Here is a 12,743-nt window from a genome sequence, read left to right as displayed (position 1 = left end):
GCAGCTGGCGGCATCAGAAAAATTCAGGAGACTAAAATGAAGAAGATCGTTCTCGCCGCCGCAGCCGTTCTGGCTGTTTCGAGCGCTGCCTTTGCCGGCAGCGACAATTATGGCTCCAATGGCGCCAACCAGCCGGCCGCTGCCGTCGACACCACCCGCACTTCGTCGACCGGCACCAACTCGGCGGTCTACAAGCTGCTGAACTCGTCGGACGACCAACAGAAGTTCGTTCCTCAGAGCAGCGACAGGGATCGGTTCGGCAACAACTAACAGCCGAAGCTTAAAAAAGAGCGGCGGGCCTAGCCCGCCGCTCTTTTTTCATGCCTGTACGACGCAGCTATCTCAAGCCGCCTTCACTTCCACCGGCTTGAGCGAGAAGGAGTGCCCATCGGCGTCGAAGATGTGCAGGTCCCCGGCATCCGCGGTCAGCCGCAGCTTTGCCCCGCGCTTGACCTCGACATTGCCGGGCAGCTTGGTCACCAATGGCAGGTCGGCGCGGCCGATATCGATATAGACCAGCTGCACCTCGCCGAGCTGCTCCACATAGTCCACCACGCCCTCGAAAAGATATTCCGTGCCGGTGGCGACCGACAGATCCTCCGGCCGCACGCCGAAGCTGACCGCCGCACCCTTGGCTGACGCCAGCGTTGCAATCGGCACAGTGGCCTTGCGGCCGCCGACATGGCTGACGATTGTCGGGTTGCCCGTCTTGTCGATCGTCGCCGGCAGGATGTTCATGGCCGGCGAGCCGATGAACTGGGCGACGAACAGATTGCCGGGCTTCTTGTAGAGGTCCATCGGCGTGCCGACCTGCTCGATATGGCCGTCCTTCAGCACCACGATGCGGTCGGCCAGCGTCATCGCTTCGACCTGATCGTGGGTGACGTAGATCATGGTCGTGGCAGGCATCGATTCCTTGAGCTTGGCGATCTCGATGCGGGTGGCGACGCGCAGTGCGGCGTCGAGGTTCGACAGCGGCTCATCGAACAGGAACACTTTCGGGTTGCGCACGATGGCGCGGCCAATGGCGACACGCTGGCGCTGGCCGCCCGACATCGCCTTGGGCAGACGGTCGAGATATTTGGTCAGTTGCAGGATTTCGGCGGCCTGCCGCACCCTTTTGTCGATCTCGGCCTTGCTTTCCTTGCCGATCTTCATCGAGAAGGCCATGTTGTCGTAGACGGTCATGTGCGGATAGAGCGCATAGGACTGGAACACCATGGCGATGCCGCGCTTGGAAGGCGGCACGTCGTTCACCACCTCGCCGGCGATCTTCAGCTCGCCGGAGGTGATCTCCTCAAGCCCGGCGATGGACCGCAGCAAGGTCGACTTGCCGCAACCCGACGGGCCGACGAAGACGATGAACTCGCCCGACTTTATGTCGAGGTCGATGCCGTGGAGAATGTGCAGATTGCCGTATGATTTCTTCACCTGTCTCAGCGTGACATCGGCCATAATTTCCTCCCAGTGATTTCCCTAGAGAACCTGGATTTCCTCAAAAAATCCAGTTTCGTCAAAAACTCAGTCGATGCGCCCGAACCAAGCGCCGTAGCCGCCGAGGCGGATGGAACCTGTGCCGGATTGTCCCGAAAAACCGTGCCCGGCCAAGGGCAGCAGCGCCTGACCACCGAGATCGACCTCGGCCGGCTTGCTGGCCAGATTGAAGACGCAGACGATCTGCTCATTGCCCTCACGGCGGGTGAAGGCGACGGTGTCGCCCTCGCTTTCGATGAACTCGATGTCGCCTTTGGCGAGGGCCGGATGCTGGCGGCGGAAACCGAGAAAGCGCCGGTAGTGCTCGAGCAGCGAGGCCGCGTCGCCCTGCTGAACATTGACCGCTTGCGACAAATGCTTGCCCGGCACCGGCAGCCAGGGCTTGGCCGTCGAAAAGCCGGCGTTGCTGGCGGTTGCATCCCACACCATCGGCGTGCGGCAGCCGTCGCGGCCCTTGAATTCGGGCCAGAAGCGAATGCCGTAGGGGTCCTGCAGATCCTCGAACTGCAACTCGGCTTCGCCCAGCCCAAGCTCCTCTCCCTGATAGACGCAGACCGAACCGCGCAGCGACATCAGCAGCGCCGAGATAACCTTCAGATAGGCGGCCGGGTCAGCCTCGTCGGCGGCCCAGCGCGAGGCCGGACGCATCACGTCGTGGTTGGAAAAGGCCCAGCACGACCAGCCGTCGCTGGCGACCTTGCCGAAGGCTTCCAGCACCTGGCGCACCTTGGCGGCGCTGATCTTTTCCGGCGCGAGGAAATCGAAGGAATAGCACATGTGGACGCGTTTGCCGCCGGCGGTGTAGGCGGCGACCACTTCCAGTCCGCGTTGCGAATCGCCGACTTCGCCGACTGCGGCGGTTGCCGGATATTCGTCGAGCAGCGCCCGGAACCGTTCGAGGAAGGCAAGGTTTTCCGGCCGGCTCTTGTCGTAGATATGGTCCTGGTAGTTGTAGGGATTGACCGCAGGTGCTGTCTGGTCGTTGCGCTCTTCGGGCGGCAGCGGCGGATTGTTCTCCAGCCCCTGGCTGTGGAAGTAGAAATTGATGGTGTCGAGGCGGAAGCCGTCGACGCCGCGCTCCAGCCAGAAGCGGGTGACGTCGAGCAGCGCGTCCTGGACTTGCAGATTGTGGAAGTTGAGGTCCGGCTGCTCGGACAGGAAATTATGCAGATAATATTGCTGGCGGCTGGTGTCCCACTGCCAGGCCGAGCCGCCGAAGATCGACAGCCAGTTGTTGGGCGGCGTGCCGTCCGGCCTGGCGTCGGCCCAGACATACCAGTCGGCCTTGGGATTGCTACGGCTGCCGCGGCTCTCCTTGAACCATGGATGGATGTCGGCGGTGTGCGACAGCACTTCGTCGATCATCACCTTGAGGCCGAGGTGATGGGCTTCCGCAACCAGCGCGTCGAAATCGGCGAGCGTCCCGAACATCGGGTCGACGTCGCAATAGTCCGACACATCGTAGCCGAAATCCTTCATCGGCGACTTGAAGAAGGGCGAAATCCAGATGGCGTCGACGCCGAGCGAGGCGATGTAGGGCAGCCTGCGGATGATGCCCTTGAGGTCGCCGATGCCGTCGCCATTGGAGTCCTGGTAGGAGCGCGGATAGATCTGGTAGATCACCGCGCCCCGCCACCAGTCGCGATCGACGGCGAGATCGGGCTTCGAGGTCGCCTTCAAAGCGGCTTGCATAAGTCTCAACCTCCTTTGACAGAGCCGGCCAGCAGCCCGCGGACGAAATAGCGCTGCAGCGAGAAGAACACGATCAGCGGCACGATAATGGTGACGAAGGCCGATGTCGTCAGGATTTCCCAGTCGCCGCCGCGCGAGCCGAGCAGTGCGTTGAGCTTCGCGGTCAGCACGATCTGGTCCCCTTCGGTACCGAGGAAAACCATTGCCACCAACAAATCGTTCCACACCCACAGGAACTGGAAGATTGCAAAGGACGCCAGCACCGGGAAGGACAGCGGCAGCACGATCTTGACGAAGATTTCGAAATCGCTGGCGCCGTCTATGCGCGCCGATTCCATGATCTCGCGCGGCAGGCCGGCAATATAGCTGCGCAGGAGATAGATGGCGAAGGGCAGGCCGAAGCCGGTATGCGCCAGCCAAATGCCGAGATAGGTTTTCGACGGCACACCGAAGAAGATGCCGACGCCGTTGTAGATTTTCAAAAGCGGGATCAAGGACATCTGCAGCGGCACGACCAGCAGGCCGATGATTGTGGCGATCAGCAAGGCGCGGCCGGGAAAACGCATCCACGCCAATGCATAGGCGGCGAAGGCGGCGATCAGGATCGGGATGACCGTCGCCGGGATGGTAACGGTCAGCGAGTTTATGAACGAGCGGCCGATGCCCTCCGAAAACAGCACGGTCTTGTAATTGTCGGTGGTGAATTTCGGCGGCGCCGACGAGGCGTAATAGACGCGCTGGCCACGGTCGCCTTCGAAAGCCTTGGGCGAACTCATGACGAACGTGCCGTCGGCATTGAGCTGCAAGGTCACGCCGTCGGCGAGATCGGCAGTGGTGCCGGCCGGATATTGCGTCGGCGCCGCCGATTTGACGCCGAAGGCGCTGATGTTGCGCGCAGCACCGTCGCCGAAGATATTGCCGGCAAGCACGAACTTGCCGTCCTTCTCGACCTGCGCCGAGGCCGGCGGCAGGCGGCCGGCTTCGGTCTGGCTGGAGCTGGAGAACGAGTTCCACCAGCCCGAGGCGATGATCTGGTCCTTGTCGCGCAGCGACGAGACCAGGATGCCGAGCGTCGGCACGGTCCAGATGGCGACGAAGACGAGCACGGCGATGTGGACCCCGAAGCGGCTGGCAAAGGACTTTCCGGTCGCGACGGCCATCTCAATGTCCTCCCGTCTCTTTGTTCGCCTGGCGGATGTTCCAGACCATGATCGGGATGACCGCGATCATGATGATGATGGCGATGGTGGCGCCGCGGCCGAAATCGCCGCCGCCGCGGAACATCCAGTCGAACATCAGATTGGCCAGCACCTGGCTGTTCCATTGGCCATTGGTCATGGTCAGCACGATGTCGAACACTTTCAGCACCAGGATGGTGATCGTCGTCCAGACCACGGCGATAGTGCCCCAGATCTGCGGCACCATGATCTTCCAGAAGATCTGGAACGGATTGGCGCCGTCGATGACCGCGGCTTCAAGCGTCTCTTCGGGGATGCCGCGCAATGCCGAAGACAGGATGACCATGGCAAAGCCGGTCTGGATCCAGATCAGGATGATCATCAGGAAGAAATTGTTCCAGAACGGCAGCGATATCCAGACCTGCGGCTGGCCGCCGAAATACTGGATGATGGCGTTGAGCAGGCCGATCTGCGTCTGGCCCTCGCCGCGATATTCGTAGATGAATTTCCAGATCACGCTGGCGCCGACGAAGGAGATCGCCAGCGGCAGGAAAATCAGGCTCTTGGCGATCGTGCCCCACCAGATCTTGTCAGTGAGCACGGCGATTATCAGCCCTAGAAAGGTGCAGGCGGCGGGCACCACCGCGAGCCAGATGATGTTATTCAGGATCGAGTTGCGGAACTCGCGGTCGCCGAACGCCCATTCATAGTTGGCGAAGCCGACAAAATGCTGGCCGCCGCGGTCGAGGAAGGACAGCCAGAGCGTCGCCACCACCGGATAGATCAGGTAGACGGTGAGGATGATCATCGCCGGGCCGACGAACAGCCACGGACGGACCAGTCCTTGCCGGCGCAGATTGTCGATGGCCGCAGCCCCGGCCACGCCGCGCGACGGGAATATCAGGTCGACCAGCTTGTTGGCGCCCCAGAAATAGGCGACGCAGCCGCCGACGCCGATGATGATGACAAAAATGGCCGATAAGATCTGAGCAGCCATGGTTCCCTCTTCCCTGCGCATGATCGGCCGGGCCTTGAACAGCCCTGGCGATGTGGCTCTGCGCCGATTTAAGTTATTCTGAAACGAACGAACGCAGATCGCTCCGGCGTAAGGCGCCGGTCGGATCCAGGCCGTAGCGGCCCGGACCCAGTCTGTGGAGGAAGTCCTGATTTGCCGCCAAAGCGGCTGATTACTTGGCAGTGGTTACTTGCCAGCTGACTGCTTGCCAGCTGACTACTTGATAGCGTCCCAGCTCTTCTGGATGTCGGTGGCGACATCCTGCGCCGACTTGCCGCCGACCAGATCGATCATGCCGGTCCAGAAGGCGCCGGCGCCGATCTTGCCCGGCATCAGGTCCGAACCGTCGAAGCGGAAGGTCGAGGCATTGGCGAGGATATCGCCCTGCTTCTTCAGCGCGTCGCTGGCATAGGCATCCTTGTTGACCGACTTGAGCGGCGTGACGAAGCCGCCCTGGGCCATCCAGATTTCATGTGCCAGCGGCATTTTCAGGAATTCGATGAACGCGCGTGCACCCTTCGAATCCTTGGTGATCATGGCCAGCGTGCCGGCGCCGAGCACAGGCGTGCCCAGCTCGGGCTTGGATGCATAGGGCGGGAAGTAGAAGAAGTCGGCGTCCTGTCCAACCTTTGTGCCTTCCGGGAAGAAGGTCGGGATGAACGATGCCTGATGGTGCAGGTAGCATTTCGGCGGCACCGAGAAGAGGCCCTTCGGGCTGTCGCGGAAGTCGGTCGCGGCAACCGCCTTGGCCCCACCGTCGACCATCTTGTCGTCGGTCGCGATCTTGCCGAAAATGTCGATGGCGTTGACCACCGCCGGATCGTTGAACGGGATCTCGTTCTTTACCCACTTGTCATACACGTCGGGCGTCTGGGTGCGCAGCATGATGTCTTCGACCCAGTCGGTCGCCGGCCAGCCGGTAGCGCCGCCTGAGCCGAGGCCGATGCACCACGGCGTGCCGCCGTCGGCGATGATCTTCTTCTCGAGGTCGGCGAGCTCTTCCTGGGTCTTGGGAACCTTATAGCCGGCTTCCTCGAAATTGTCGGGCGAATACCAGACCAGCGATTTCACGTCGGCCTTGTAGGGGAAGGCGAAGAAGCCCGGCTTGCCGTCCTTGTCCTTGAAGGTGCCGAGATCGACCCATGACTGGCCGGCGCCGTAATTGTCCTTGATCCATTTGGCGGTGTCGTCGCCCAGCGGCGTCAAAAGGCCCTTGGACGCCAGATCCTGGATCAGGCCCGGCTGCGGCAGTACGGCGATATTGGGCGGGCTGCCGGCTTGGGTATCGATGACGATCTGCTGTTCGTAATTTTCCGACGAGGAGTATTTGATCTCGGCGCCGGTGGCTTCCTGAAAATATTCGAGAACAGTGCGGATGAGGCCTTCGTCCTCGCCGCGCCAGGGCCCGAAGATGGTCAGCGTCTCGCCCTTGAGATCGACCTTCTTCAGCTCTTCGTAATTGGCCCAGTTGAAGCGCTTGTCTTCCCCGGGCTTGAACTTCAGTTCGGCTTGCGCCGGCAGGGACAAGGCGAGTGTGGCAAACGCTGCGCCAAGCAGAAGCATCTTCTTCATCGGTATTCCTCCCAGTGTGGACACATACACCCGGGCGGAACCTCCATTCCGCCCGCCGACGCTGCAGGACTGTGACTCGTTCAGAAAGGAACCGCAACCTTTCGAAGGGTCTTCCAAAGCGCTTTGGTCTTTTTGATCTCGCCATTGAATCGGCTGGAAGTCAAGAGGGCGGTGGGCTAATCGATTTAATTGCGGGCCGCATGACTTGGTAAAGTGCACTGCAGCACAGTTTTACGGCGGTGCAGCACCGTATTAAGCTTCAAACTGGCCGGACCAGTGCGTATGGTCGACCAGCTCGGCCGCGCCCATTGTGGCGCCGCGTGGCTTCAAAATTAAAAGCGCTTTGAGGCTTGGAGGCCTCCCAGTGAACCTGAAGCAGCTCTCTCATATGCTGGCCCTGTCGCAGACAACGGTAAGCCGTGCGCTCAACGGCTATCCCGAGGTCAACGAGGAAACCCGCCGGCGTGTGGTGGATGCCGCCAAGCGCCACGGCTACCGGCCCAACCCGAGCGCGCGCCGGCTGGCGACCGGCAAGACGGGCATGATCGGGTATGTGCTGCCGACGGGCGCCTCCGTCGACATCGACCCGCATTTCGTCGAGTTCCTGTCGGGTCTCGGCGACTATGCCCGCTCGCACGAGCTCGACCTAGTGCTGTCGCCGGCCGATGCCGACGACCAGGAAACCACCTATCGCCGCATCGTCGCCAACCGCCAGGTCGACGCCGTCTACATCTCCTCGCCGCGCCCGGCCGACCGGCGAGTGGCGCTGGTCAACACGCTCGGCATTCCCTTCATCGTCCATGGCCGCAGCGAAGGCTTCGATTTCGACTACCCCTTCACCGACATCGACAATGAGGGCGGCTTCCACGACGCCGCCCGGCTGCTGGTTCAGCTCGGCCACCGCCGGCTGGCGCTGATCAATGGCGACGACCGCGAGACCTTCGCCATCCACCGCGAGCGCGGCATGCGCAGGGCGCTGGCCGCGAGCGGCCTGACGCTCGGCGAGCGCCATGTCTGTTCACTCACCATGACCGAGGAGAACGGCTACCGCGCCGCCAGGCGCCTGCTCGAACAGAGCGAGCGGCCGACGGCGATCGCCTGCTCCAGCCTGATCATGTCGCTCGGCGTCGTGCGCGCGGTGCGCGACCTTGGCCTGACCATTCCCGGCGACCTGTCGTTGATTGCCCATGACGACGTCTTTCCATGGCTGAAGCCGGAGAATTTTTCCGTGCCGCTGTCGACGACGCGCTCGTCGATCCGCCTCGCCGGCGCCCGCATCGCCGAACGCCTGGCAGCGCGCATTTCCGGCTTGGAAGAAGGGGCGCGGGGCGAGGTCTGGCCTGTCGACCTGGTGGTGAGAGGCTCGGTCGCCGGCGCGCCGGTTTAGGGACTAATCCAATTGCTCCGCTGGGCAAGTTCACCCATGTGGATGTTGCCCCCAGATAGATTGACTTCGTTGGGACAACGGTCTGCCTGGACCTGTCCTTGATTTGGCTTCGAGTGGGTGGCAACCAGTAAGCCAGAGCCATCAACCAGTCCTCAGGGTGCGCCACTTGCCCATATTCCCGTTCTCCGAAACGGATCCAATCCGGCATCCTGGCCCACCGCCGAAAACGTCGGAGGTGGTCATTGTCGGTGGCGGCATCATCGGTGTGACGACGGCGCTTTTCCTGGCACGGCGGAACATCCCGGTGACGCTGCTGGAAAAAGGACGCATTGCGGCCGAACAGTCGTCCCGAAACTGGGGCTGGATTCGAAAGCAGGGACGCGACGCCGACGAGCTGCCCATCGTCATCGAGGCTATTCGCCTGTGGCGGCAACTGGCTGAGGAATGCGGCGAGGACATCGGCCTGATCCAGACAGGTGTGACCTACCTGGCGAACTCCGACAAGGACATGGCCGGCTTCGAGGAGTTCATGAAGATCGCAGCGATGCATGAACTCGACACGCGCCTGCTGGACGCAGATGAAACCGCGAAGCTCGTCAAAGGCATGTCGCGCAAATTCAAGGGCGCGATGACGACGCCCTCCGACATGCGCGCGGAGCCTTGGCTGGCAGTGCCGGCACTTGCCCGGCTCGCCGCGCGAAAAGGCGTCAAAATCGTCGAGAATTGTGCCGCGCGAACCCTCGAAATCTCAGGCGGCAAGATCAAGGGCGTGTGGACCGAGGCGGGGTATGTCGAGGCCTCCAGCGTGCTGGTCGCGGGCGGCGCCTGGTCATCTCTGTTCTTGCGCAGACACGGCATCTCCATCCCCCAGCTCAGCGTCAGGGTAACCGCAGCCGCAACGGACCCCTTGGCTGAGATCTATGCCGGTGCGGCGGCCGACGAACACATCGCGTTCCGGCGCCGGCAGGATGGCGGCTACACGCTCGCCGCGGGCGGCAGCCATTTGCTTTATTTGGGGCCCGACGCATTCCGGCACGCCACCAATTACCTTCCCGCCCTCAGGGACAATCCGTTCGGGACACGCTACTTTCCGTTCGCCCCGTCAGGCTACCCTGACGCCTGGTCGACGCCGCGCGATTGGGCGACGGATTCCGTCAGTCCTTTCGAAAAAATGCGGGTGCTGAACCCGCCCCCTGAACGAGCCCGTCTGCGTTCCATAGAACGCAATTTCGGACGTCTTTTTCCACAGCTCGAAACAGTTCGCCTGAAGGCAGGCTGGGGCGGCATGATCGACGCCATGCCGGACGTCGTCCCGATCGTGGATCATGTGCAGGCAGTCGGCAGCCTTTTCGTCGCAACGGGAATGAGCGGCCACGGCTTCGGCATCGGGCCTGGCATAGGCCGCGTCGTTGCCGACATGATCCAGGGAAACCAGACGGGGCACGACCTCAGCCGCTTCCGGCTGTCGCGCTTCCATGATGGCGGCCCTGTCCGGCTGGGTCCGGCGCTCTGAATTGGGTGGCGCGAAATTCGCCCGGTTTACTTGTTCGCCGCCGCCTTCGTATCCAGCAGGCCATAACCGAAATCATTGTCCCGTCCCTTCGGACCGAGATCCCTGGCGGTGGCGGCCAGCGCCTTTTCGATATCGTCGGCCGAGCGCTCGGGTGAGGCGTGGATCAGGTTGGCGATTGCGCCGGACACGATCGCGGCGGCAAATGAGGTGCCGGTGACGACGTCAGAGCCGGCGCCGCTCGGCGCCACCATCTCGACGCCGGGCGCCGAGATGAAGACATAAGCGCCGCGATTGGCCTGCTGCATCAGCCCGTCCCTGGCGTCGGTGGCGGTGACCGCGATCACGCCGTCATAGGCGGCGGGGTAGCCATAGGGCGCTTTCGGCCCGTTGTTGCCGGCAGCAGCGACCAGGATGATGCCGAGCCCGCGCGCATTGCGGCAGGCGGTGGCGAGCAGATCGTTCTTGGGGCCGACGAAACTCATATTGATGATGCTGACATTCTGGTCCGCCGCCCAGTCGAGCGCCGACAGGATGACATCCATGGTCGACCTGCCGTCCTCGAAGGCGCGGGCGTGATAGATCCTGGCGCCGGGCGCCATGCCTTCGAGCGCGCCGACGCCGGCGATCAGCCCGTCGACCGAGGTACCGTGGTCACGCTTTTCGACCGGCACGTTGGGCATGGCGTCGAACTGGTCGGCAATGACGCCGGACAGCGCCGGATTGGTGTCGTCTATGCCGGTGTCGATGACGGCGATGCGCACGTTTTCGCCACTGGCTTGCTTGTTGTCGAGCTGAATGCGCTCGAAGGCATAGTTGACGATGCCGGCCGCCTGCTGCAGCGAATAGATATGGTTTGGCTCGCGCCGCAGGGTGCGGCCATCGGCTGCCAGCTGCGCCAGCACGGCGCCGACCGGGCGGCCGTCGGGAATGCCGAAGCGCACCAGTGTGGTGCCGAGCAGCCGCGACTGGCGCTGCGAGCGCACTTCAAGGCCGAAGGAGGCGGCGATCTGCTGGACGGCGCCGGCATCGCCGTCGACGGTCACCAGCACCTCGTCGGGCACGAACTCGCCGGCGATGGCACGGCGCGGCGCGGTCGCGACAAGATCGGTCGGCGAAACGATCGCCCCGCCGGCGGGTGGCCCGGCCTGCGTGTCGGCAGGCGGCGCTGACGGCCGTGGCGTCGGCACGGGCGCTACGGGAGCCGGTGGGTTGGGAAACAGGTCGACGATCAGGGCCGGAAGGGTAACTGCGCCTGGTTCGCCGCCGACGTTGGCCTTATTGCCGTCTTTCGGGCAGTCGGCAGCCGCCGCTCCGGCCGCGTCGGTGCAGTCGGCCCGGCCGGCATTGGGATCATTGGTCTGCGCCGACGCCGGCACGGCGACGATTGTCGTCGCCGCCACCAGGATCGCCGCAAATCGAATGACCGCCCTAGCTGCCATCAACCGGTTTCCTTCCCTCGATCACAGTCTCCGCGAACGGCTGGGCGGCAATAAGGCCGACGAGCCTGGTGTAGTCTGCTCCGGTCTTGACCGGGATGGCAATGCGGAAGACGCCCGAGGCGGCCGGCCCGCCGGCGATCTTCAGCGCGTTCTGGTCGAGGAAGACAGCGATGTCGGACATCTTCGCATCCGGCTTGAACTTGACCAGCGCGAACGGCAGTTTCGCCAGATCATCCTCGGCGCCGGCAATCTCGAAATCATGGCTCTTGCCGCCGGTCTGCACGTAGGACTGCACCACGACCAACGCCAGCAGCACCGCCGCTGCCGCCCAGGCGACACCGACCGGCACCGCCATGAAACGGCCGAGTGCCTGCGCCAGCCAGGAACGGCCCGCGGGAGCGCGGACCGGTCCGGCTTCGGCGTCGAGCGCCCTGGCAAAGCGGCTGAGCGCATCGGCCGGTGGCCGGATCGCCTCGTTGGCGGCGGTGGCGCCGGAGAATTCCGCCTCAGCCTCGCCAAGCGCCGCCGTCGCCGCCGGATCGGACGCCAGCCATTCCTCGACGGCTTCGAGGTCCGAGCCTTCCAGCGAGCCGTTAAGGTAGAACGGCAGCAGCGTTTCCATTTCGTCACGGCGCGACATTTTTTCAGCGGCGCTCATGTCTTCAGGATTGCTCATGGCCACCCCCTGTCGTAACCGGCGGCCTTGAGGGCTTCGCCGAGTTTCTTGCGGGCGTAGAACATTCGGGTCTTGACGGTGGCGACCGGGATGCCGAGCACCTCGCCGATCTCCGTCACCGACTGTCCATGGTAATAGGCAAGGTCGATCACCGAGCGGTGTTCCTCCGGCAAGGCATCGACGAAGCGCCGCAAAGCGGCGCCCTTGTCTTCCTTCATGGTGGCGACTTCCGGCGTGTCGGCGCCGTCGGGAACCTGCGCCGCATCATCGTCATCGATCCAGTCTTCTTTTTTCTTGCGAAGCATCGACAGCGCCTTGAACCGGGCGATGCCGAGCAGCCATGTCGAGACTTCCGAGCGCCCTTCGAAACCGGGCGCCTGGCGCCACAGCTCGAGAAAGACCTCGTTTGCGATATCGTCGGCCATCATTTCCGATCCCGTCTGGCGCACCACGAAGCGGTAGACCCGCGCGTGGTGACGCATGAACAGCAGCCGAACAGCGGCACGGTCGCCCTTCGCGACCCGGTCGACAAGCGCGCGATCAGTCTCGGTCGCTGCCGTCATGGCCAGTCGAGCCGCCTGGCTCCTGTCTGCTCTGTCGCCGATAGGTTCAAAAAGGTTCATCCTTCCGCCAAGGAATTTTGGCGAAGCTAACCGAAGAGAGGGAGTGTTGCCAGAGCCGGTGTCCAGCCGATAGATGGGTAACACTTTGAACCGGATACATAGGTGACACTTCTCTCCCCCTATGCGTCCGCCGCAGCGCCAAGCGGATTGGTTG

At 63.1% G+C, this 12,743-nt stretch carries 11 protein-coding genes; 3 read left to right on the top strand and 8 right to left on the bottom strand.

What is annotated here, in order from left to right:
• The first annotated feature begins 36 nt into the window (after positions 1 to 36).
• Positions 37 to 270, top strand: a complete 234-nt coding sequence (locus NKI37_RS11385) for a DUF680 domain-containing protein (RefSeq protein ID WP_023696902.1) — start codon at positions 37 to 39, stop codon at positions 268 to 270.
• A 72-nt stretch (positions 271 to 342) separates the two neighbouring features.
• Here the strand turns inward: NKI37_RS11385 and NKI37_RS11380 are convergent, their stop codons facing one another.
• The 5 genes from NKI37_RS11380 to NKI37_RS11360 form a co-directional block, all read right to left on the bottom strand.
• Positions 343 to 1,455 (bottom strand): ABC transporter ATP-binding protein, encoded by a 1,113-nt coding sequence (locus tag NKI37_RS11380; protein ID WP_352790287.1) that lies wholly within the window; start codon positions 1,453 to 1,455, stop codon positions 343 to 345.
• Between the two features lie 66 nt (positions 1,456 to 1,521).
• Positions 1,522 to 3,186 (bottom strand): beta-galactosidase BglA, encoded by a 1,665-nt coding sequence (gene bglA, locus NKI37_RS11375; protein ID WP_352790290.1) that lies wholly within the window; start codon positions 3,184 to 3,186, stop codon positions 1,522 to 1,524.
• 5 nt (positions 3,187 to 3,191) lie between these two features.
• Positions 3,192 to 4,346: a carbohydrate ABC transporter permease gene (locus NKI37_RS11370; RefSeq protein ID WP_352790293.1), complete on the bottom strand. Its 1,155-nt coding sequence runs from the start codon at positions 4,344 to 4,346 to the stop codon at positions 3,192 to 3,194.
• A gap of 1 nt (position 4,347) precedes the next feature.
• Entirely contained in the window at positions 4,348 to 5,361 is a 1,014-nt protein-coding gene (locus tag NKI37_RS11365) for a carbohydrate ABC transporter permease (protein WP_023668891.1), read from the bottom strand.
• A 234-nt stretch (positions 5,362 to 5,595) separates the two neighbouring features.
• A complete protein-coding gene (locus tag NKI37_RS11360; protein WP_023690253.1) occupies positions 5,596 to 6,951 on the bottom strand; it encodes an ABC transporter substrate-binding protein in 1,356 nt (451 codons plus the stop codon).
• A gap of 364 nt (positions 6,952 to 7,315) precedes the next feature.
• On the opposite strand from NKI37_RS11360, the gene NKI37_RS11355 reads away from it, so the two are divergent.
• Positions 7,316 to 8,338 (top strand): substrate-binding domain-containing protein, encoded by a 1,023-nt coding sequence (locus tag NKI37_RS11355; RefSeq protein ID WP_023684299.1) that lies wholly within the window; start codon positions 7,316 to 7,318, stop codon positions 8,336 to 8,338.
• A 166-nt stretch (positions 8,339 to 8,504) separates the two neighbouring features.
• On the top strand, positions 8,505 to 9,851 hold the full coding sequence (locus tag NKI37_RS11350; protein WP_352790296.1) for an NAD(P)/FAD-dependent oxidoreductase: 1,347 nt from the start codon (positions 8,505 to 8,507) through the stop codon (positions 9,849 to 9,851).
• Positions 9,852 to 9,877: 26 nt separating this feature from the next.
• Here NKI37_RS11350 and NKI37_RS11345 read toward each other — a convergent pair whose 3' ends face one another.
• Genes NKI37_RS11345 through NKI37_RS11335 form a run of 3 tightly spaced genes read right to left on the bottom strand, consistent with a single transcriptional unit; the run spans position 9,878 to position 12,529 of the window.
• Positions 9,878 to 11,290, bottom strand: a complete 1,413-nt coding sequence (locus tag NKI37_RS11345; protein ID WP_352790299.1) for a S8 family serine peptidase — start codon at positions 11,288 to 11,290, stop codon at positions 9,878 to 9,880.
• Positions 11,280 to 11,948 carry a hypothetical protein gene (locus tag NKI37_RS11340; protein WP_023690251.1) on the bottom strand — a complete coding sequence of 223 codons (669 nt, stop codon included), beginning with the start codon at positions 11,946 to 11,948 and terminating at the stop codon, positions 11,280 to 11,282. Before NKI37_RS11340 ends, NKI37_RS11345 begins: the two co-directional genes overlap by 11 nt.
• Positions 11,949 to 11,962: 14 nt before the next feature.
• Positions 11,963 to 12,529, bottom strand: a complete 567-nt coding sequence (locus NKI37_RS11335; protein WP_023683483.1) for a sigma-70 family RNA polymerase sigma factor — start codon at positions 12,527 to 12,529, stop codon at positions 11,963 to 11,965.
• Positions 12,530 to 12,743: the final 214 nt, after the last annotated feature.

Origin of the sequence: Mesorhizobium sp. M0626 (genome assembly GCF_040320665.1) — a bacterium.
GTDB lineage: Bacteria > Pseudomonadota > Alphaproteobacteria > Rhizobiales > Rhizobiaceae > Mesorhizobium.
Note: the sequence above shows the minus strand (reverse complement) of the source record. Positions and strands in the feature narration are given on the sequence as shown.